This window comes from Micromonospora sp. NBRC 110038 (assembly GCF_020884815.1).
Taxonomy (GTDB): Bacteria; Actinomycetota; Actinomycetes; order Mycobacteriales; family Micromonosporaceae; genus Micromonospora; species Micromonospora haikouensis.
This window is the reverse complement of sequence record NZ_BBOL01000001.1, coordinates 1,791,410-1,812,778: the sequence shown is the minus strand read 5'-3', so window position 1 is coordinate 1,812,778 and position 21,369 is coordinate 1,791,410. Positions and strand designations below refer to the sequence as shown.

The window sequence follows — 21,369 nt, the reverse complement described above, 5'->3', positions numbered from 1 at the left end:
GGCGGCCAGGGACGGCGGCGGTGCGGCAGGGTGCGGCGGCGGTCAGGGGCGGCGGCGCAGGCGCAGGCCGACGGCGAGGGCGGCGAGCGCGAGGATCGCCACCAGCGCGGCGATCGCGCCGGCCGGGCTCCGCCGCTCGACGGTGGCGGTGACGCCGGCCGGCTTGGCGTTCACCGCCGCCGCAGGGTTGATCATGCCCCAGCCGTACTCCCGGTCGCGCTGGCTGCGGGCACCCGCCGCCGCCCCGTCGGCCGTGGCCGTGACCCGGGCCGCCGCCTCGGCCGCGCCGAGCCGTGGCTCGCTGGAGCGCACCAGCGCCACCAGCCCGGCGACGAACGGGACGGCGTAGTCGGTGCCGCTGCCCTCCACCTCGCCCGAGCCGATCCCGAGGCTCACCACGTCCACGCCGGGCGCCACCACGTCGACCTCGCCCGGCCGGTACACCTCGGTCAGCCGGTCGTCGGGGCCCACCGCGCCGACCCGCAGCACCCCCTCGGGCAGGGCCGCGCCCTTCGCCGCCGTCGCCGCCGGGGCGGCCACCACCACGGTGGTTCCCCGGTCGACCGCCGCGCGCAGGGCCGCCACCACCCGCTTGTCGGTCGTGTCCACCGACGCGCCGACCATGGCGACCCCGGCCCGCTGTGCCGTCGCCACCCGCAGCGCGGTCACCAGGTCCGCCGAGTCCGCCACCCCGCCGCTCACCCCGATCTTCACCGGCACGATGGTGGCCTCCGGGGCGACGCCGACGAAGTCGGTGCCCCGCTGCGCGGCGGCGGCGACGATGCCGGCCATCGCGGTGCCGTGTCCCGTGCAGTCCCGGTCCCCCCGCGATCCCTCGCCGGTGCCGGCGGCGGCGTCCACACCGGGGCGCACCCGGCCGCCCAGCGCCGGCAGCGTGCCGTCCACACCGGAGTCGATGACCGCGACCGAGACCCCCGCCCCCTTGCCGCGCGTCCACGCGACCTCCGGGGTCAACCGCAGCTGCGCCCACGGCACCCCGGTGACCCGCCGCTTCGACGCCACCGTGCAGACCACGTCGCTGTTCGGCGCGGCGGTCGGGCGGGACCCCTTCGACGGCGTCGGGCTCGCCGGGGTGAACGCCGGCAGCGGACCGTAACCCACCTCGGCGCCGACGGCGTCCCACGGCAGCACCAGGATCCACCCCGGGCGCAGCACGCCGGGGTCGGTGACGGGGATGCCGTCCGGTTGGACCCGTCCCTTGTTCAGGGCGAAGATCTCCAGGTAGCGCTGGGCGTCGCCGAGGACCCGCAGCGCGATCTCCCAGAGGTGGTCGACCCGCCCCTGCTCGGCGCGGACCACCACGTACTTCACGAACCCGCCGGGTGCGACGTCGCGGCCCGGCGGGGCCGGCGCGCTCGGCGCGGCGCTGCCGGCGCTGGACGCGGGCGCGGGCGTGGCCGCCGCCGGCACCGCCACGACCACGGTCGGTACGACGACGCCGAGACAGCACAGCAGGAGGCCGGGCAGGAGACGGGCCCGCCGGACCCGGCGGCGCCTCGTCACCGGAAGCGGGCGGGACAGCGCTACCTCCCAGGCGATGATCGCGATCCCGCCCAGGCTACGGCGTCCACCCGGGACGCCCGATGTCCCCCCGATTGCGATTCGGCAAACCGGCGGGCGGTTCGCGGCAGGCCGCGCTGAACGGATCGCCGGCCGCCGCCGTTGTAGGCCCGCAGGCCCACGACGGGCTCCGCTCGGCCCGGATGGAGGAAGGTGCGCGTGCTTTTCCCGACCGCTGCCGGCGGCAGCCGGCCACCGGAGGACTCAGCCAACCGGCGCGGTGCCGACGGCCCCCTGCGGCGCGGTGCCCTCGTCGCGGCGGTGGCGCTCCTGGCCGCGCTCGTGCCGCCGCCCGCCCCGGCCGGGGCCGCGCCGTCTCCCGGCGCGGCGGCGAGCGGAAGGTACTACGTGGTGGGCCCACCGGTGGCCGGTCAGCGGGAGTACCTCTACCAGATCGCGGCGCGCACCCTCGGCAGCGGCGACCGGTACCGGGAGATCTTCGATCTGAACCGGGACCGGCCCCAGCCCGACGGCGGACGCCTGACCGACCCCGCCGAGCTGCGTCCCGGCTGGGTGTTGGAGCTGCCGGCCGACGCCCGGGGGCCGGGCGTGCGCACCGGCGCGGTCCCGACCGTCGCCGCCACGGCCACCCCGGCACGACCGGACCCGGCCCCGCCGCGCCGGCCCGGCCACCTCGCCGGTGGCGCCGGACTCGCCGTCGTCGCCCTGCTCCTCGCGGCCCTGCTCCTCGCCGCCCGGGCCCGCCGAGCCACCCGGGTACGCCGACGGGCCCGACGCCGCCGCGCCCTGCCCGCCCGCCCGCCCCGGCTCGCGCTCACCGCGGTCCCGGCGGCGGACGACGCCGACACGGCCGAGCCGCCCACGGCGGACGACGCTGACACGGCCGAGCCGCCGACGGCGGAGGTCACCGCCGTTGCCGAGCCGCCGGCGGTGCCCCGACCCACCACGACAGAACCCCCGCCCGACACGGACGGCGACCTGCGCACCGAGGTGATCTCGGCCGCCGGCACCCTGACGGTCCGGGTCAGCGGCGCGGCACCGGGCGCCGGACAGACCCGCTACGCCTGGTACGCCCCGGAGCGCCCCCGGCCGGCGATGCGACTCCCGGTGCTGCTGGGCGACCGGCAGGGCTGGTCGCTCTGGGTCGACCTGGCCGGCGTCCCGGACGTGTTCACCGTGACCGGCCCGCCCGGCACCGCCAGCCGGCATGCCCGGGAGCTGGCCGAGCAGGTGCACGCCGCCGGGCACAGGGTCACCGTCGTCGGTGACCTGTTCGGCGCCGATCTGCCCGACGGCTGCGTACGCCGGCCGGACTTCCCCACCGACGAGGCGGGCCTGCCCGAGGGCGTCGGGGTGCTGCTCACCGGCGGCCTGTCCGGCCCCGAGCTGGCGTTCGCCCGCCAGGTCGCCGCCCTGACCGGGCACCGCCTGGTGCCGGTCGTCGTCGGCCGGGCGCTGCGGGCCCGTTGGTCGGTGACGCCCCGGGCCGCCGCCGGCGAGGTCGACGGCTCCCCCGGCCTGCCCGGCGGCGGGCCCGTCGGCGAACTTTCCGCCGCCGGCGGTGAACCGTGACCGGCGGCGGACCGTTGTCGGCCCGAGGCGCCCCGCCGGCCGGCGCCCGTCCGCGGTGAGGAGGCGGTGGATGATCCGGGTGCTGGTGTCCTGGGCAGGGTTCTCGTGGGCGCGCGCGCTGGGCTGTCTCGTGGCGGCCGGCGCGCTGGTCGTCGCCCCCGTCACCCCGGTAGCGGCGGCACCGCCCCCGGCGTACGTGAAGTACTACGCGGTGACCGCCGGGCCCCGGGGCACGGCGGAGGACCTGACCGGCCTCGCCACCCGGTTCCTGGCCGATCCCGACCGGGCCGACGAGATCTACCGGCTCAACGAGGGACGTCGGCAGCCGGACGGCCGGACCCTCACCGCCGTCGGGCAGCGGCTGGCCGCGGGCTGGGTCCTGGTGCTGCCCTGGGACGCCGTCGGCGACGGGGTCCGCTACGGCCTGCTGCCGGCGGTTGCCCCGAACGGCTCGCCGGCCCGGTCCACGGCGGGTGCCTCGACCTGCGTCGTCGCCGCCTCCGCCGGCACCGGGTCCGACTGGGCCGACGCGGCGCTCTCCCCCTCGCGGGCCTGGCCGCGCAGCAGGGGGGCCGGGACGCTGGTGGCGGTGGTGGACTCCGGTGTCGACGGCGGCCTGCCCGCCCTGGCCGGCCGGGTCGCCCCCGGTGCCGACCTCACCACCGGCAAGGCCCGCGCCGACACCGACTGCCTGGGCACGGGCACCGCGATGGCGAGCGTGATCGCGGCGGACACCGGCACCGGTCCGGGCCGGCCGGTGGTGGGCGTCGCCCCCGGGGCGCGCATCCTGCCGGTCCGGATCGTCTCCGCCACCGCCGACGCCGACCCGGCGCGGACCGCCCTCGGCATCGAGGTCGCCGTCTCGGCCGGCGCGCGCGTCATCGCCCTGGGCGGGTACGCGAAGCTCACCGATCCCGCCGTGGCGCGGGCCGTGCGCTCCGCCGTGGCGCACGACGTGGTGGTGGTCGCCCCCGCCGCCACCGCCGACGGCACCGCCGCGCAGGCGCAGGACGGGCTGCTCCGGGTCGGCGGGGTCGGCCCCGACCTGCGGCCCGTCGCGGCGTACCCGGCCGGCGGGGTCGACGTCACCGCGCCCGGCCTCGACGTGCCGGCGCTCGGCGTCGGTGCCACCGGGGCGCGCCCGCGCAGCGGCACCGAGTACGCCGTCGCCTACGTCGCCGGCACCGCCGCCCTGGTGCGCGCCGCGCTGCCCGAGTCGGATGCCGCCCAGGTGGCCAGCCGGATCAAGGCCACCGCCGACCCGGGGGGCCGGTCGAGCCCGAGCCCCGAGAACGGCTGGGGCATGATCGACCCGTCGGCGGCGGTCGGCCCGGACCCGGCCGGTCCGGCAGCGCCGGCCGCCGGCGGGGCCGCCGGCCCCCATCCGCTGGCGCTCGCCGGCCTCGGCCTCCTCCTCCTGGCCGCGGTGGGGCTGCTCGCCCGGCGGGCCCGCCGCTTCGCCCGGCAGGCCGCGGACCCCGCCGCGCCCGCCCGACCCGGGGCGACGCCGGAACCGGCGCCGCTGCCGTGAGCGCTCCGGCCCGCCGGGCCCGCGCCGGTGCCGTCGGCACGCTGATCGCCGTCGCCGTCCTCGCCGCCCCACCGGCGCGGGCCACCGGGGTCGACCAGCCGCCGCCGCTGCCCCAGGCGGCGGGCACCTGCGTCGGGCCGTCCCCGGTGACGGCGCGGGAGACCCCGTGGGCGCTGCGCCGCCTCGCCCCGCAGGCCAGTTGGCCGCTGACCCGGGGCGCGGGGGTGGTGGTCGCCGTCGTGGACACCGGCGTGAGCGCCGCCGCGCCCGCCCTGGCCGGCTCGGTGCGCGCGGGTGCCGACGTCACCGGCGGCCGGGCGGACAGCGACTGCGCCGGCCGGGGTACGGCGTTGGCCGGCATCGTCGCGGCCCGTCCGACGGGCGACGCCGGCCCCACCGGCCTCGCCCCGGACGCCGAGATCCTGCCGATCCGGGTCACCGACGCGAACCGTCGGATCAGCCCCGCCCGCCTCGCCGCCGGCATCCGGCTCGCCACCGCCGCCGGGGCGGACGTGATCCTCGTCGCCACCGGGGTCACCACCGACAGCGGCGAGCTGGCCCGCGCCGTGCAGGCCGCCGCCGAGCGGGACGCCCTGGTCGTCGCCGCCGTCAACGACCAGGGGCGGGGCGACGGCGCGGACCCCCCGGCCGGCTATCCCGCCGGGTATCCGACGGTGTTGGCGGTGAACGCGGTCGGCGTCGACGGGGTCCCCGGCCCGGTGGGGGCCGACGCCGGTGTCGACCTCGCCGCCCCGGGCGCCGGCCTCGGGATCGCCCCGCGCGGCTTTGGCCACTACACCGTCGGCGGGGCGGCCGTGGCGGCGGCCTACGTGGCCGGCGTGGCCGCCCTGGTCCGCTCGTACCATCCCGGCCTGTCCCAGGCCGAGGTCCGCGCCCGCCTCGAACGGACCGCGCTGCCCGTGCCCGGCGGTGGTCGCGAGGGCGCAGGCGGGGCCGGCGTCCTCGACGCGTACGCCGCCGTCGCCTCCCTCGCCCCCCGCCAGGCCGGCCCGCCGGTGCCGGTCGCCGCCGGCCCGGTCGCCGTGCCCGTCCACCCCGGCCCGTCCCGGGCGGTACGCGTGGCCGGCCTCACCCTCCTCGGCGCGCTCGTGGTGACCGTGCTCGTCGCCGCCACCGCGCTCAGCCGGCGGGGCGCCCGTGGCCCACGCCCCGCCCAACGTCCACCGGCCGGCCCCGGGTGAGTTCCCGTGGCCGGCCGGTGGCCGGATCATCGTGTCGTCCGTCCCGGGTGGACGCGGTGCGCCCGCCCGGGACGGGTGGTGCTCAGGAGGCGGTGCACACCGGGGTCACGCCGGTGGCGCTCCCGGTGCCCTGGAAGCCGAACTCGGTGTACTGGCCGGCGTTCACCGCGCCGTTGTAGCTGACGTTGCTGAACTGCACGGTGCCGCTGGAGCCGCTGGCGGTGGCGCTCCACGCGTTGGTGACCGTGGTCCCGGCCGGCAGGGTGAGCGCGACGGTCCACCCCCTGATCGGCGAGGTGCCGGCGGTGACCCGCACGGTGGCGACGAAGCCCCCGGTCCAGGAGTTCAGCGAGACCGTGGCCGAGCAGCCGGTGGCCGGCGGCGGGGTGGTCGGCGGCGGCGTGGTCGGCGGCGGGGTGGTCGGCGGGGGCGTCGTCGGCGGAGGCGTCGTGGGGGGCGGCGTGGTCGTCGGCGGGGTGCCGGTGCGGCCCTTGTTCAGCTCGTCGAGGACCGCGTGGTAGGCGGCCTTCTTCTGGTAGCTGCCGTTGCCGCCGGTGAACAGCAGGCCCCGCTCGGAGGAGCGCCACGACTCGCTGTCGGAGATGCCCCAGACGGTGATGCCGGTGCACTTGGAGACGTTCAGGCAGGCCCGCACGACCTTGCGGTAGTTCTCCGCCTGGCCCGCGCCGATGTCGTTGTTGCTCAGGTCGTCGTCGATGTCCACCTCGGAGAGGTGCACCTCGACGCCGAGGTCGGCGAAGCGCTGGATGTTGGCCTGGAGGTCGTTGGTGATGATGCTGTTCGGGTTGTCGTTGAAGTGCGACTGGAACCCGACGCAGTCGATGTACTGCCGGTAGGTGCGGACGATGTCGTACAGGGCGTTGGCCTTGCGGTTCGGGCCACCACCCTGGACCGTCAGGCCCTCGACGTCGTAGTCGTTGATGCAAAGCTTGGTCGAGTACCCGCCGGCCTGCACGACCTGCTTGGCCCGGATGAACGAGTCCCGGATGACGTCGGTGTCGCCGGCGTCGAAGAAGTCACCGTCCCCGTTGGCGTCCCGGTTCATGGTGTGCGGCCACTGGTTGCGGCGCCGGCCGGTGTTGTTGTCCTCCAGGGCCTCGTTGACGACGTCCCAGTAGGCGATCTTGCTGCCCCAGCGGTTGATGGCGTTGCCGATGAAGGTGTTCAGCGTCGCCTGGCTGGCGCCCTGCAGCGCGCCGGCCTGCGAGTGCCACACCAGCGTGTGCCCCCGGACCAGCATGTTGTTGCTCTGGGCGTGGTTGACCAGGGTGTCCGCGCCGCCGGTGTTCTGCAGCCCGCCATTCGACGTGGCGATCCGGTCCGGCTTCATGTCGTTCTCGGGGGTCAGTTGGTTGAATTCCTGACCGACGATCGGGTAGAGCCGGTTGGGTGAGGCGGCGACGCCGAAGAACAGCCCCGCCTTGGCCGCCGCGGCCCGCAGCGTGGTCTCGGCTGCGGCGGCGGGGGCGGTGGACTGGACCGCCACCGCGCCGCTCACCAGCAACAACACCGCCGCCGGCAGGGCGGTTCTCGTCATTCTCTTCCGCCGTCTCAGGCTGCCGTTCACAGGCCCTCCTTGAGGCATGCCACCAATAATCGAAGTTCATGCATCCTTATCGGAGGGTCAGTATCGATACCGGGCAGCGACAGTGTCAACAACTTCCGGAAATGTTTCGGAAACCTCGCCGGACGCCCGGCGGGCCGCCGACAGCACGTCGGCGCAGGCAGGCGAGCGGGACCACCGGTGCCGCAGAGTCCGGCGGGAGGGCGCCGATCGCCCGCCGCCCCTCGGCCACGCGGCCGGTACCGAAACATTCGGAGCCCCGGCCCCCTGGCGCGCCACGGCCCGCCGCCCGGTCGCGCCGAGATAATGCGTTGCTCGCCGCCGCGGCGATCGGAAGGCTACGCCGGATGGGGACAGAGCCCGAGCACGAGCGCCCGGTCCGGCCGGCGACGGTGTCCGACGCCGACCTGGTGGCCGAGATGCTGGACGCCTTCAACCGCGAGTTCGACACCCCCACGCCGGGGCCACGGGTGCTCGCCGCCCGGCTGCGGCGGCTCCTCGCCGGTGAGCACTTCCTGGTCCTGCTCGGCGGCGAGCCGGCCGTCGGGGTGGCCGTGCTCTCCTTCCGGCCCAGCCTCTGGTACGCCGGCCCGGTGGCCACCCTCGACGAGTTGTACGTGCGCCCCGAGACGCGCGGACGGCGGTACGGACACGCCCTGCTGGAGGCCGCCTGCCGGCTGGCCGGCGAACGCGGCGCCGGCTCGCTGGAGATCAACGTCGACGGCGAGGACGTCGACGCCCGCCGCTTCTACGAGGCGCACGGCTTCACCAACGTCGAGCCCGGGGCACCCGAGCCGATGTTCTACTACTATCGCGACCTGGACTGACCCGGGACGATCCCGACGCCGGCACGCCACCGCCGGCCCGGGCGGCCGGCCCCTGCCGCCGCTCGACGTGACCGGCGCGCGGATCGACTGAGGAGTGTCAGATGGTCGACGTCGAGCAGGTCACCCCGCCCCTCGCCGGGCACGGGGAAGGGCCGGTGTGGTGCCCGGCCGACCGGCGGCTGCGGTGGGTCGACATGCTGGTCGGGGACATCCTGGCGCTGGACCCGGCCACCGGGGTCGTCGCCCGCCGGCACGTCGCCCCGGTGGTGGCGGCCCTGCGCCCGCGATCCGCCGGTGGGCTGGTCGTCGCCGTCGAGCGGGGCTTCGCGCTGTTGGGGGACGACTCGGTGGAGCTGCTGCCCGAGGTCTGGTCGGACCCGTCGATCCGGATGAACGACGGGGCCTGCGATCCCCTCGGGCGCTTCTACTGCGGCTCGATGGCGTACGACGCGGCACCGGGGCGGGCCTCGTTGCACCGGCTCGACGCCGACGGCGCGGTCGAGACGGTGCTCACCGGGCTCACCGTCTCCAACGGGCTGGCCTGGACCCGGCAGGGCGACGCCGCCTGGTACGTCGACTCGGCCACCCAACGGTTGGACGTCTTCGCCTTCGACCTGGCGACCGGGGAACTGCGCGACCGGCGGCCGGCGGTGGATGTGCCGCCGGCGGTGGGCACCCCCGACGGGCTCTGCCTCGACAGCGAGGGCGGGGCCTGGGTGGCGCTGTGGGACGGGGGCGCCCTCCACCGGTACGCGCCGGACGGCCGCCTCACCGCCGTCGTGGAGTTGCCGGTCCGGCGTCCCACGGCGTGCGCGTTCGGCGGTCCCGACCACGCGGACCTCTACGTCACGTCGTCCCGCCTGGGCCTGCCGGCCGACGACCGCTCCCCGGCGGGCGCGCTGTTCCGGTTCCGCCCCGAGGTGCCGGGCTTCCCGGCCCATCCCTTCGCCGGCTGAGCACCCGCGATGCCGCCCGCGAAGGCGTTCTCGTCGACGCCCGCCCGCCGGGAAGGGTTGTTCAGCGGCGCGGCAGGGTGGCGACGATCAGGTTCGGGCGCCGTCCCAGGACCATCGCGGGCACCTCGCCCAGCGCCGCCATGAGCTGGCGCACCGCCGCGCTGACCGTCTCCGGCGCCGACCGCCGTCCGGTGGCCCGGCGGCGGACAGCGCCGCTGGCCAGGACGTGCAGATGCCGCCGCTCGGCGTCGTCGAGGCGCAACGCCGTGGCGATCGCGTCCAGGACCTCCGCCGACGCGTTAGACGACTGCCCCTGCTCCAGCCGCGCGTAGTAGGACGGGCTGACCCCGGCGAGCAGGGCCAGTTCCTCCCGGCGCAGACCGCTCACCCGGCGCCGGCCGCCGTAGGTGGCCAGGTCGACGTCCTCCGGCCGCAACTGTGAGCGGCGGGCCTGGAGGAACTCCCCGAGCTGTCGTTTCGCGTCCACGACAGGAAGTATTCGGCAGGCCGCAGGCGTCAGCCACACCTTGCCAGGGTGAGGCACCCGGGCTGGCCGCCCCTCGACACCGGCACCGGCACCGAAGACACCGCCGGTGCCTCCGCTGCCGGTGCGCAGGACGCTCCGTGTCCGCCCGCCGGCGCACCGAGGCGTCAGGGCCCGGGGCGTCGTCCACCGTGGCCGGCGTCGTGGTTGTCTGCCGGGGTGGGCGCCGCCGCGATGCGGTCGAGCCACTCGGCCAGCAGTCGACGCTCGGCGTCGCTGAGCACGCCCAACTGCGGTGCCACGGCCCGTAGGGCGACGGCCGCGGCGAGAGGTCCCTCCGGCGCCTCGGCCGGGGTCGCGTGCAGGATCCGACCCAGGACCGCCTCGATCATCGCCTCACCCAGGGCGGGGTCCCGCTGCTCGGGCGGGACCGCCAGCAGCGTCTGGACGGTCCCGACGCCCGCGGCGTGGATCAGGGCGACCGCACGCGGCTCGGGAACCCGGAGCCGACCGGCCGCCGCCAGGCGATGGACACGCATCTCCAGAACCTGCCTGCCCAGGCGGGCGGCCGGCGAGCCGGCCACGCGATCCGGGTCGTTCAGCAGTCGGAAGACGGCCGGATTGGCGAGGCCGAACTCGACCTGCGTGCGCCAACTCGCGCGCAGGTCGTCGAGCGGGTCGGCGTTCGTCGCGGTGGCGACGGCCACGGCGGCGGCCTTGTCCGAGACGAACCCGGCCAGGACCCACTCGGCCACGGCTTCCAGCAGCCCGTCCTTGTCGCCGAACAGGCGGTAGATGGTCGGGGCCTGGACGCCGGCGCGTTCGGCGACGCCGCGGGTCGTCACGGCGCTGGTCCCACCCGTGTGCAACAGCCCTGCGGCAGCCTCGACGATCGCCGCCCTCGTGTCGGCCCGGCCCTTGACCTCGTCACCCATGAAACAACGATAACAGGATGTTGCTATCGGCGGTAACGGGCGCTACGGTCGAGCCGTTATCGTCGATAACCCGAAAGGTGAACCAGTGATAGTCGTGACCGGAGCGACCGGAGCCCTCAACGGCGCCACCGTCGGCCACCTCCTCGACCGGATGCCCGCGAACGAACTCGCGGTCGTCGCCCGCGACACCGCGAAGGCCGAACGCTTCGCGCAGCGTGGCGTCGAGGTCAGGCGCGGCGACTACGCCGACCCCGAGTCCCTGCCGGCGGCGTTCGCCGGCGCCGACCAACTGTTGCTCGTCTCCTCCAACGACCCGGTCGCGGACGTGACCAGCCTGCACCGCGCAGCGATCGACGCCGCGCTCACCGCCGGCGTGGGGCGCATCGTCTACACCAGCCACCAGGCGGCAGCGCCGGACAACCCGTTTCCCCCCGGCCGGAGCCACTTCGCCACCGAGCAACTCCTCGCCGCCTCCGGGATCCCGTGGACCTCGTTGCGCAACGGGTTCTACGCCCACAGCCTCGGGTGGTTCGCCGGCCCCTGGCAGGAGACGGGCGTGATCGCCGTCCCCGCCGACGGACCGGTGTCCTGGACCGCCCGCGAGGACGCCGCCGAGGCCGCCGCGGTGGTCCTCGCCTCGCACGGCGTGTACGACGGCCCGACGACCCTCACGGCCCCGACGGCCCCGACCTTCGCCGCACTCGCCGAGACCGCATCCGCGCTGTCGGGACGGACCATCCGGTACGAACGCGTGGACGAGGAGGAGTGGAGCGCCGCGCAGGTCGCCGCCGGGCTGCCGGCGGACAGGACGCGCTTCCTGCTGGGCTTCTACCAGGCCGCGCTGGACGGGTTCTTCGCCGGGGTCGACCCACTGCTCGGCAAGCTCCTCGACCGTCAACCGCGCGACGCGCGGGACGTCCTACAGGCGATGGTCCCGTAAGGACCCGCCCGGGAGCGCGGCGGCCTCACCTGCGCGTCCCGGCCGCTGCTGCCGGGGCCGCGGGCAGGGCCCGGCGGAGGCCGGCCAGCCTCCTGCCGGCGGCCAGGACGACGCCGTCGGGGCGGACGACGGCCGCCCGTGCGCGGCCACCGGCCAGCCACCGGTCCAGTTCGCTGCCCGGTGGAGCGTCGACGACGACCGCTCCCCGGCGGGTCAGCTCGGCCCGGTGCTCCGCCGACGGCTCGACGGAGGTGACGACCGCGAACCGGCCCGCCGCCACATCGTCGAAGCGGAGGTCGCCGTCGAGGACGGCGTTCGGGCACAGGCCACCCACGACGCCACGGCCCAGCCGGGGCCGCAGCACCAGGGCGGACCGCCGCAGCGCGGGCGTCGCACTGTCCGTGGCGAGACGCTGGAGGCCGGGCACGAGGTGCAGGCACGGCGCCACCACCCGGCGGACGGCGTCCCCCCACCTGCCGCCGGCCGTCATGGCGGTGCCGATCAGCGTCGCCAGCCTGATCATGGCGACGGCGTGCCGGCGGCGTTCGATCTCGTAGGTGTCGAGGACGCTGTCGGGCAGGCTCGCGTCGAGCACGCCCGCGAGTTTCCAGGCGAGGTTCATGGCGTCACGCAGCCCGGCGCCCAGGCCCTGGCCGACGAACGGCGGGGTGAGGTGGGCGGCGTCGCCGAGCAGGAAGATCCGCCGGTCCCGCCACCGGTCGGCGACCTGGGCGCGGAAGGTGTACTCGGCCGCCCGGACGACCTCCAGCTCCGCGAGGGGAACGTTCCCCGTCCACGGGGCGACCAGCGGACGCAGCCGGGCCGGGTCGCGGAATTCGTCGGCGGTCTCGCCGGGGGCCAGCAGGAACTCCCAACGGTGGCGGGTCCGGCCGACCCGCAGGTACGTCCCGGCGCGGACCGGGTCGCAGAGCTGGTGCACGCCCTCCCAGTGGCCGAGGTCGACCTCGGTGACCACGTCGACGACGAGCCAGCGTTGGGTGAACCCGAGGTCGTGCATGCCCGCGCCGATCGCGGCTCGGGTCGACCCGTTGGCGCCGTCGCAGCCCAGGACGTAGCCCGCGCGGACGACGCCCGGCGCGCCCGTGACCGTGTCGGTGACACTCACCCGTACGCCGTCCGCATCCTGGTTCAGCGCGGTGACCTCGGTGTTGCCGCGCAGCGTGGCGCTGCCGTGCCGGCCGAGGTTGCGGCGGAGGATCGCCTCCAGGTCCGGCTGGTCGAACAGGCTCCCCTGCGGGTAGCCGTGCCGGCCCGGCGTCACGTCGCGGGGAAACTCGGCCAGCACCCGCATGCTCCGGTCCACCAGCCGCAGGCCCCGGTGCGGCCTGGAGATGGCCGCGAACTCCTCCCGCAGCCCCAGCCGGGCGAGGATGCGGTGCACCTCGTCGTCGAGGGCGACCGCGCGGGGCAGCGGATAGACCTCTGCCCGCCGGTCGAGGACCAGGCACTCCACGCCGTACTGGGCGAGCAGCGTCGCGGCGGTGAGCCCGGTGGGACCCGCGCCGACGACGACGACGGGAACCACGGTCACCGCACTCCTGGTAGCGCGGGTAGGGCACCCGCCACGCACACCAGCACCGCCACAGTCGACCGCGTGTCCCTCGTCATGCCTGCGTCCCCGCTCCCGCCCTGCCGTGGCGGCGGCCACCGGCAGCAGATCCCAGTAAAACAGGATCGAATGTATGGGCGCCGACGCGGAGCCGCTGACGAAGAGGCATGGCGACGCCTGCGGCCGCTGGCCCCGCGGGCAGCGGCCGCAGGCGGGAGTCAGACGGCGGTGATGCTCCACTGGTTGTTGGTGCTGCCGTTCGGGGCCCACATGGCGACCGTGGAACCCGAGGTCGTACTACCCAGACCGTCCAGCGCCGTGCCGGTGCCCCGGTTGACGATCTGGTAGCGGCCGTTGCCCACACTGTTCAGCCGCCACTGCTGGTTGTTCCCACCGTTCCACGGCGCCTGCAGCGCGCTGGCCCCGTTCGCGGTGTTGCCCCAGCTGTCCACGACCATGCCGTTGGCCCGGTTCACGATCCGGTAGTAGCCGCCGCCGACGTCGACCAACTGCCACTGCAGGTTGGTGCTGCTGACGTCGCTCCACTGCTTCACCACCGCACCCGAGGCGACGCTTCCACCGCTGTCCAGCACGAGGCCGGTCGCCCCGTTGGCGATCTTCACGTACCCGGTGGGGGTGGGGCCGGAGCCGAGCGTCGGAATCTGGCCCGAGAAGGTCAGCTTCACCACGTACGCCAGGGCGCTGAACGGCGCCGTGGCCGACGGCATGGTCAGGTGCAGCCCGGAGCCGTCCTGGGTGCGGTTGGTCAGGTCGATGTACGTGCCGGCCGTCGTACCGAGCAGCCGCGCCGACGTCAGGGTGCTCAGGTTGATCCGGTTCGAGCCCAGCGTGGTGATGTTCAGGGTGGCGCCCGGCCAGCCGAGCACGGTGGCGTACAGGACGGTGTTGTCCTTGGTGCGGGTGAAGCGGATGTCCTGCCCGTTGCCCTCGCGGGGGGTCTGGAAGGAACCGCCGCCCATCTGGGTGGGACCCTCGCCGTGCACCGACCAGGCGCGGGTGGAGTAGACCGCCTCCCCGAACCGCCGCAGGTGGTCGCCGAAGCCCTGCAGGATCGTGCGCTGGCCGGAGGGGATGGTGCCGTCGGCCATCGGCGCGATGTTGAGCACCATCGTGCCGTTCTTGCTGATCCGGTCGATGAGTGCGTGCAGCAGCGACTTGGTGGAGTAGTAGCCGATGCCCTGGGTGTAGCACCAGCTCGAACTGGAGACGCTGTCGTCGGTCAGCCAGTACGGGGTCTGGATGACCGCCGGGCCGCCGCGCTCGAAGTCGTAGACCTCGCCACGGTTGTTGAACCCGTCCTTGTACGTGGCGACGACGTCCTTGTTCCACGAGACGGCCTTGTTGTAGTAGTACGACAGGAAGTTGAGCCGGTACGACTCCGGGATCTTGGACAGGTCGAAGTCCTGGTAGATGATGTCCGGCTGGTAGCCGTCGATGACCTCGCGCAGCTTGTCGTACCAGAGCTGGTACTCCGGGGTGGAGCCGAGCTGGCCGTAGAGCTTCTTCAGGCTGGCGTCGGACTGGGCCGGAGCCCACTGGAAGTAGCCGGTGAAGTTGAACGCGTGGTGCAGCGACGCCCACAGCTTGAGTCCCTTGCCCCGGATCGCGTCCGCCTGCAACCGCAGCAGGTCGAGGCGGGGTCCTTTGGCGACGGAGTTCCACTCGTTGACCTGGCTGTTCCACATGGAGAAGCCGTCGTGGTGCTCGGCCACCGGCCCGGCGAACTTCGCCCCGGCATCGACGAAGAGTTGCGCCCACTCGTTGGGGTCCCAGTTGCCGCCGGCCGACTTGAGCTTCGGCGCGAACTGCACCCAGTTGCCGGCCTTGTCGTTGGCCCCGTTGATGAAGTTGTGGTACGGCCACACCGACGGGTCGCCGTAGACGCTCTTGTGGTGGTTGTTCTCGCCGGAGCCGTTGTTGTACATGTTGCGCGGGTACCACTCGCTGGCGAACGCCGGGACGCTGTACACGCCCCAGTGGTAGTAGATGCCGAACTTGGCGTCCTGGAACCACTCGGGGGCCGGCGGGTGCTGGTCGACCGACGCCCAGGTGGGGGTGTAGCTCTGCGGCCCCTCGGTAGCCAGGGCGAACCCCATCCGGGACAGGCCGGTGGCCGTGGCGATGCCGGTGAGCCCGACGGCGGTGAGCAGCCGTCGGCGGCTGAGGTGCGGGGAGGTCGGATCCATGGAGGACATCCCTTCTGGTGGTCGGAGCCGAAGCTCTGCGGTGGGGACGGTGGAACCGGCGGCCGGCTGGGGCCGCTGCTGCTCGTTGCCCGCGCACGTCACGCACCCGGCCGGACTGCGGGCCTCCCGCCGACGCGTCCCCGGGCCGGCACCGGGGCCCGCCCGTGGTGCGGGCACGCCGGGTCGCCCCGCGACGCGGCTGGAGTTCGTCCAGCCGGCGGCGCGTACCGGGCAGTCGTTGTCTGCGCTCGCCGGGTGTCGTGGCTGTCCGGGGCCGGTGCACGCGGGACGCCTGTGGAGGCGTCGTGGCACCGGCCGACGGGGCCCGACAGGGTAGTGTTACCGATAACATTCCCCGGCCACCCCATGTAACAGGTCGATGAACGTCGATGTCAATAGACGATTTCCGCCACCACCACGCCATCCGCCGCACCACCGGCCGGCGACGGCGGCAAGGCCCGAGCTCCGCCGGCCGACAGCCCGCGACGGCCACCTCGCTCGACATCCATCTATGCGAGCGTTGACAGAAGCAAAGACGAGCGCCACGCTTGGCAGCGAAGTGAACGTTAACATCACGTCGTCCGGGAGGTGGATCGACGGGCCTCGACGAGGCATGCCTCGACGCCTACGCCCCGGGTACCACTCACACCAAGATCGTCCTGCGGGCCTGCGACGGCGGGGCCGACCAGCGGTTGGGCCGCGCCCCGGCCGGTACGCGTGATCCGCGTACCGGCCGGGGCGCGAGGGCTGGGGTCCTCAGGCGACCGGGACCGGCTCGGGCACATCCTCGGGCTGCGGCACCGGACCGTTCCTGCGGGCCTGGCGGCGTTCCCGGCGGCCCTCGACCATCGTGTAGAGAACCGGGATCAGGACCAGGGTGAGCAGGGTCGAGGTGACGAGACCGCCGATGACGACGACGGCCAGCGGGGTGGAGATGAACGCGCCCGCGCCGGTGATGCCCAGCGCCATCGGCAGGAGGGCGAAGATGGTCGCCAAGGCCGTCATCAGGATCGGGCGCAGCCGGCGCTGACCGCCCTCCACCACCGCCTCGGCGACGCTCATTCCCCGCTCGCGGTACTGGTTGACCAGGTCCATCAGGACGATGGCGTTGGTGACGACGATGCCGATCAGCATCAGGATGCCGATGAGCGCGGCGACGCCCAGCGGCGTGTCGGTGACCAGCAGCAGGGCGAACGCGCCGACGAACGCGAACGGGATGGACACCAGCAGGATCAGGGTCTGGCGGATGCTGCGGAACACGCCCACCAGGATCAGGAACACCAGGGCGATCGCGGCGGCCATGGCCAAGATGAGCTGGGAAAACGCCTCGCTCTGGTCGGCGGTGACGCCGCCGATCTCGTAGCTCGCCCCGGCCGGCAGGGTGAGGGTCTCGAGCTTGTCGGTGACGGCGCTGCTCGCCGCGCCGGTGTCGTCGCCGACCGGGGTCGCGGTCACGGTGTTCGTCCGCTCGCCGTCGACGTGGGTGCGCTGCACGGGCCCGTCGACGCGGCTGACGGTGGCGACCTGGTCCAGGCGTACGGTCGCGGTGCCGGCGGGCAGCACGAGCGCCTTCACCTTGGCGAGGCTGTCCGGCCCGGCGTCGGTCGTCCGCACGAGCACGTCGCGCGGGGCGCCGTCGAGGGTTACCTGGGTGACGGTGGTCCCCTCGACCGACTGCCGCAGCGCCGACACGATCGCGGTGGTGCTCAGCCCGTAGCGGGCGGCGGCCTGGCCGTCGGGCACGACGCTGATCTGCGGAGCGCTCTCGCTGAGGTCGCTCTCCACGTCGGTGACCTGCGAGACGCCGCCCAGGGCCTCCTGCACCTGCCGGGTGGCCTGGCTCAGGGCCTGGTCGTCGTCGGCCCGGATGGACACGGAGATGGTGCTGTCGCCGCCGGGCCCGCCACCGCCGGGTCCGCCGCCGCCGAGCTTCAGCTCACCGGCGTCGGTGATGGCCGCGAGCCGGTCGCGCACCGCGTCGCTGACCGTCGCGCTGTCCGCGTCGTCGGCCAGGTTGAGGGTGTAGGAGACGTTGTTGGCGGTACGCGAGCCGAAGAACCCGCCGGACGAGCCGATCACCACCTGGTACGACTCCACGCCGTCGACCGAGGCCAGGGCCCCTTCGACCTTCTTCGCCGCCGCGTCGGTCGTGGCCAGGTCGGTGCCGGCCGGGAGGGTCTGGGTGACCCCGATGGAGTCCTCGCCGGAGTCGCCGATGAAGGTGGTCTTCAGGCTCCCGGCCAGCACGACCGTGGCGGCCAGCAGGGCCAGCGCCCCGGCCAGCACGGTCTTGCGGTGGCCGACCGCCCAGCGGATGACCGGCAGGTAGACGCGCGGCAGCAGGCCCCGCCGCTCGTGTTCCTCCACCCGGGCGCGGTACTCGTCGGCCGGTACGCCGACGGCGTCCGCGGGTGCCTTCAGGAACCAGTACGCCAGCACCGGGACGACGGTGAGCGACACCAGCAGCGAGGCGAGCATCGCGGCGGAAACGGTGATCGAGAAGGAGCCGAACAGCTCGCCGACGAACCCGCCGACCAGCGCGATCGGCAGGAACACCGCCACGGTGGTGAGCGTGGACGAGGTGACGGCGGTGGCGACCTCGCGGACGGCCGACAGGACCGCCGTGGCCCGCTCCTCGCCGTAGCCGAGATGGCGCTTGATGTTCTCCAGGACCACGATCGAGTCGTCCACGACGCGGCCGACGGCGATGGTGAGGGCGCCGAGGGTGAGGATGTTCAGCGAGTAGTCGCGCTGCCACACCGCGATGAGCGCGACGAGCAGCGACAGCGGGATGGACACGGCGGTGACCACGGTGGCGCGGGCCGACCGCAGGAACAGCACGATGACGAGGATCGCCATGAGCAGGCCCAGCGCGCCCTCCTCGACGAGGCCGTTGACCGCCTCCTTGACCCCCGGCCCCGAGTCGGAGACGACGACGAGGCGGGCGTCGTCGCCGAGCGCGGCCTGCAGCTGCGGCAGCTGGTCGCGGACGTCGTCGGAGATGTTCGGGCTGCTGCCGCCATGGTCCATGGTGAGGGAGATGCCGAGGCTGGGCTTGCCGTCCGTGCGGGTGATCGACGTGACGGGGGCGTCCGTGAGAGCCACGGTCGCGACCTGCTTGAGCTGCACGGGCTTGCCCGCAGCGGTGCCGGACGGGGCCGCCGGTGCGGGCGCGGCGGCGGGGCCGCCCGGTCCCGTCGTGCTACCGCCGCCGGGGGCGGACGCGGCCGGCGACAGCCACAGGTTCTGGATCTGGCTCAGCGAGGTGACCGGCTGGCCGACGGCCAGGCTGAGGTTGCGCCCGTCGGAGGTGATCTGCCCGGCCGACGAGGTGCCGCCGAGGGCGCCCAGCGCGGTGACGATCGACTGCGTGGTCAGCCCGGACCTGGTCAGGGCGGCGGTGTCCGGCGTGACGGTCACGATCCGGTCGCGTACGCCGGAGATGGCGACGTCGTTGACGCCGTCGACCGCCCGCAGCGCCGGCACGACCTTCTCGTCGAGGGCGGCGGCGAGCGCATGCTGGTCGCCGCCGGAGGTGGCGGCCAGGACCATGGTCGGCAGGTCGGCCGTGCTGCCGGTGAGCACCTGCGGGTCGACGCCGGCCGGCAGCGCGGAGGAGATCTTCGAGACGGCCTGCTCGACGTCGCTGGCGGCTTGGTCGATGTCGCTGTCGAACGAGAACGAGACCATCACCTGCACCGAGCCCTGCTGCGAGGTCGAGGTGGTGCTCTCCACCCCGTCGAGGCCCTCGACGGCCTTCTCGATCGGGCCGGTGACCTGCTCCTCGACGACCTCCGGCGCGGCGCCGGGGTAGGCGGCGACCACGGTCACGGCCGGGAAGGACAGGTCGGGCAGCAGCTGCTGCTTGAGCGACGGGATCACGTAGATCCCCAGGGCGACGAGGAGAGCGGTGAGCAGAGCCACCAGCCTCCGGTTCGCAAGACTGACCCGGGACAGGAACAACACCAGCGACCTCGCTCGCGGCTAGACGACTCGGTGACGCGCAGGGCGCCTGCGCAAGTCTCCGGGCGGATGGACGCGGTTGGCATCGTCCAGCTGCGGTCGGTCCGCTACCGCAAATGTGGTATTCCCACCCATCGCCGTACCGCCGGCGAAGGCCGCGCCCCCTACGGGGTGGCGTCCCCGGGCCTGACCAGCCCGCTCTGGTAGGCGACCACGACCAGCTGCGCCCGGTCCCGCGCGCCGAGCTTGGCCATGGCGCGGTTGACGTGCGTCTTGGCGGTGGAGGGCGCGAGGTGCAGCCGGGTGGCGATGTCGTCGTTCGACAGGCCGAGGGCGACCAGGGCGAGGACCTCCCGCTCCCGGTCGGTGAGCACGTTGAGCACGGTGGTGTCCGGCGGCGGGGCGGGGTCGCCGCTGGTGAGGAACCGGGCGATCAGCGCCCGGGTGGCCTTCCCGGACAGCAGCGCGTCGCCGTTGGCGACGGTCCGGATCGCCTCGATCAGCTCGGTGGGGGTGGCGCCCTTGCCGAGGAACCCGCTCGCCCCGGCCCGCAGCGCCCCCAGGACGTACTCGTCGAGCTCGAACGTGGTGAGGATGAGCACCCGCACCCCGGCCAGGTCCTCGTCGGCGGTGATGAGCTGCGTCGCCTGGAGGCCGTCGACCTCCGGCATGCGGATGTCCATGAGCACCACGTCGGCGCGCGCCGACCTGGCCAGTCGGACCGCCTCGCGGCCGCTGGCCGCCTCCGCGACCACCTCCAGGTCGGGCACGGATTCGATGATGCCGCGCAGGCCGGTGCGGATCAGGGCCTGGTCGTCGGCGAGGAGCACGCGAATGGTCACGGGGTGCCTCCGGGGCGTGCCGTGCTGGGCAGCACGGCGCGGACGTGGAAACGGCGCGGGCCCGCAGGCCCGGCGGCGAGGGTGCCGCCGACGGCGACGGCACGTTCACGCATGCCGATCAGGCCGTGGCCGGTGGGGTCCGGCCGCGGGCGGCCGGAGACGGTGGGGTTGCCGACGTCGATGACCAGGTCGTCGGGGCGGTATTCGACCCGCAGGCCGGCCACGTCACCGGTGCCGTGCTTGTGCGCGTTGGTGAGGGCCTCCTGCACGATCCGGTACGCGGCCTGGTCGATCGCGGCGGGCAGCGGCCGCGCCTGGCCGACCTGCTGGTGCTCGACCCGCAGGCCGGCGGCGGCGACGGAGTCCAGCAGCTCCCCGAGCTGTGCCAGGCCGCGCACCGGTTCGGTGGGCGCGTCGGCGTCGCCGTTCTGCCGCAACAGGGCGAGGATGGTGGCGAGTTCGTCGAGCACGGTCCTGGCCGCCTGTCGCACGTGTGCCACCGAGGCCGCCGCCTGGTCCGGCCGGGTGCGCACGCTGTGCTCGGCCAGCCCGGCGTGCACGTTGATGACGGCGATGTGGTGCGCGACGACGTCGTGGAGGTCACGGGCGATCCGCACCCGCTCCTCGGCGACCCGGCGGCGGGCCTCCTCCTCGCGGGTCCGCTCGGCGCGGCGGGCACGCTCCTCGACGGCGGACACGTACGCGCGACGGATGCGGGCGGCGTCGCCGATCGCGGTGGCCATGCCGATCCAGGCGGCCACGCCGAGCGGCGGGCCGAGCCAGCCCTCGCCGGTCCAGGCCACGGCCGCGCCGTACACCACGATCGCCGCGCCCCCGCCGGCGAGCCAGGCCGTGGGTCGGTTGGTGTGCGCCGCGACGGTGTAGGCGGCGACGGCGGTCACCACGAGGAAGGCCGGGGGTTGCCCGCCGGCGGCGACGGCGCCGGCGGCGAGCAGGGCCGAGACGGCGAGGACGGGCAGCGGCCACCGGCGGCGCACCAGCACCAGCGTGAAGGCCGCTCCGGCGACCAACGCGTCGGGCCAGGCCAACGGGCGGCCCTCGGTCTCCCCCGGCCGGCCGACGAGCGTCATGACGAGCATCAGCGCCGCGACGGCCGCGCCGAGCAGCGCGTCGTGTGCGCGCGGGTGCGTCCGCCACCAGGCCGGCGACTGGTGAGCGCCCGGTTCGTCCATGAAGATCACATTACCGGGCG

Annotated in this window: 15 protein-coding genes; 6 read left to right on the top strand and 9 right to left on the bottom strand. The window is 74.7% G+C overall.

Annotation, left to right across the window (positions count from 1 at the left end; genetic code table 11):
- Positions 1-42: 42 nt before the first annotated feature.
- A complete protein-coding gene (locus tag LPU61_RS07115; protein ID WP_229404477.1) occupies positions 43-1,524 on the bottom strand; it encodes a S8 family serine peptidase in 1,482 nt (493 codons plus the stop codon).
- Positions 1,525-1,740: 216 nt separating this feature from the next.
- On the opposite strand from LPU61_RS07115, the gene LPU61_RS31580 reads away from it, so the two are divergent.
- The 3 genes from LPU61_RS31580 to LPU61_RS07100 all read left to right on the top strand — a co-directional run bounded on the left by LPU61_RS31580 (position 1,741) and on the right by LPU61_RS07100 (position 5,847).
- Entirely contained in the window at positions 1,741-3,114 is a 1,374-nt protein-coding gene (locus LPU61_RS31580; RefSeq protein WP_305071885.1) for a hypothetical protein, read from the top strand.
- 70 nt (positions 3,115-3,184) lie between these two features.
- On the top strand, positions 3,185-4,645 hold the full coding sequence (locus tag LPU61_RS07105; RefSeq protein WP_229404476.1) for a S8 family serine peptidase: 1,461 nt from the start codon (positions 3,185-3,187) through the stop codon (positions 4,643-4,645).
- Complete coding sequence (locus LPU61_RS07100) at positions 4,642-5,847, top strand: S8 family serine peptidase (protein ID WP_229404475.1); 1,206 nt, start codon at positions 4,642-4,644, stop codon at positions 5,845-5,847. The genes LPU61_RS07105 and LPU61_RS07100 overlap by 4 nt, the downstream gene beginning before the upstream one ends.
- 82 nt (positions 5,848-5,929) lie before the next feature.
- On the opposite strand, the gene LPU61_RS07095 is transcribed toward LPU61_RS07100, so the two are convergent.
- Complete coding sequence (locus tag LPU61_RS07095; RefSeq protein WP_229404474.1) at positions 5,930-7,405, bottom strand: endo-1,4-beta-xylanase; 1,476 nt, start codon at positions 7,403-7,405, stop codon at positions 5,930-5,932.
- A 374-nt stretch (positions 7,406-7,779) separates the two neighbouring features.
- On the opposite strand from LPU61_RS07095, the gene LPU61_RS07090 reads away from it, so the two are divergent.
- Both LPU61_RS07090 and LPU61_RS07085 read left to right on the top strand, forming a co-directional pair.
- Positions 7,780-8,259 carry a GNAT family N-acetyltransferase gene (locus LPU61_RS07090; RefSeq protein WP_229404473.1) on the top strand — a complete coding sequence of 160 codons (480 nt, stop codon included), beginning with the start codon at positions 7,780-7,782 and terminating at the stop codon, positions 8,257-8,259.
- A gap of 101 nt (positions 8,260-8,360) precedes the next feature.
- Complete coding sequence (locus LPU61_RS07085; protein WP_043962977.1) at positions 8,361-9,215, top strand: SMP-30/gluconolactonase/LRE family protein; 855 nt, start codon at positions 8,361-8,363, stop codon at positions 9,213-9,215.
- 61 nt (positions 9,216-9,276) lie between these two features.
- Here LPU61_RS07085 and LPU61_RS07080 read toward each other — a convergent pair whose 3' ends face one another.
- Positions 9,277-9,702, bottom strand: a complete 426-nt coding sequence (locus LPU61_RS07080; RefSeq protein WP_229404472.1) for a helix-turn-helix domain-containing protein — start codon at positions 9,700-9,702, stop codon at positions 9,277-9,279.
- A 164-nt stretch (positions 9,703-9,866) separates the two neighbouring features.
- Complete coding sequence (locus tag LPU61_RS07075) at positions 9,867-10,634, bottom strand: TetR/AcrR family transcriptional regulator (RefSeq protein WP_229404471.1); 768 nt, start codon at positions 10,632-10,634, stop codon at positions 9,867-9,869.
- Positions 10,635-10,728: 94 nt separating this feature from the next.
- Between LPU61_RS07075 and LPU61_RS07070 the strand changes: the two genes are divergently transcribed.
- Positions 10,729-11,574 carry an NAD(P)H-binding protein gene (locus LPU61_RS07070; RefSeq protein ID WP_229404470.1) on the top strand — a complete coding sequence of 282 codons (846 nt, stop codon included), beginning with the start codon at positions 10,729-10,731 and terminating at the stop codon, positions 11,572-11,574.
- Positions 11,575-11,599: 25 nt separating this feature from the next.
- On the opposite strand, the gene LPU61_RS07065 is transcribed toward LPU61_RS07070, so the two are convergent.
- The 5 genes from LPU61_RS07065 to LPU61_RS07045 form a co-directional block, all read right to left on the bottom strand.
- Positions 11,600-13,126: a bifunctional 3-(3-hydroxy-phenyl)propionate/3-hydroxycinnamic acid hydroxylase gene (locus tag LPU61_RS07065; RefSeq protein WP_229404469.1), complete on the bottom strand. Its 1,527-nt coding sequence runs from the start codon at positions 13,124-13,126 to the stop codon at positions 11,600-11,602.
- Between the two features lie 236 nt (positions 13,127-13,362).
- Positions 13,363-15,351, bottom strand: a complete 1,989-nt coding sequence (locus LPU61_RS07060; RefSeq protein ID WP_229404468.1) for an alpha-L-fucosidase — start codon at positions 15,349-15,351, stop codon at positions 13,363-13,365.
- 756 nt (positions 15,352-16,107) lie between these two features.
- Positions 16,108-19,317 (bottom strand): efflux RND transporter permease subunit, encoded by a 3,210-nt coding sequence (locus LPU61_RS07055; protein ID WP_255699949.1) that lies wholly within the window; start codon positions 19,315-19,317, stop codon positions 16,108-16,110.
- A gap of 161 nt (positions 19,318-19,478) precedes the next feature.
- On the bottom strand, positions 19,479-20,156 hold the full coding sequence (locus LPU61_RS07050) for a response regulator transcription factor (protein ID WP_229404466.1): 678 nt from the start codon (positions 20,154-20,156) through the stop codon (positions 19,479-19,481).
- A complete protein-coding gene (locus LPU61_RS07045; protein WP_043962970.1) occupies positions 20,153-21,349 on the bottom strand; it encodes a sensor histidine kinase in 1,197 nt (398 codons plus the stop codon). Before LPU61_RS07045 ends, LPU61_RS07050 begins: the two co-directional genes overlap by 4 nt.
- Positions 21,350-21,369 lie beyond the last annotated feature (20 nt).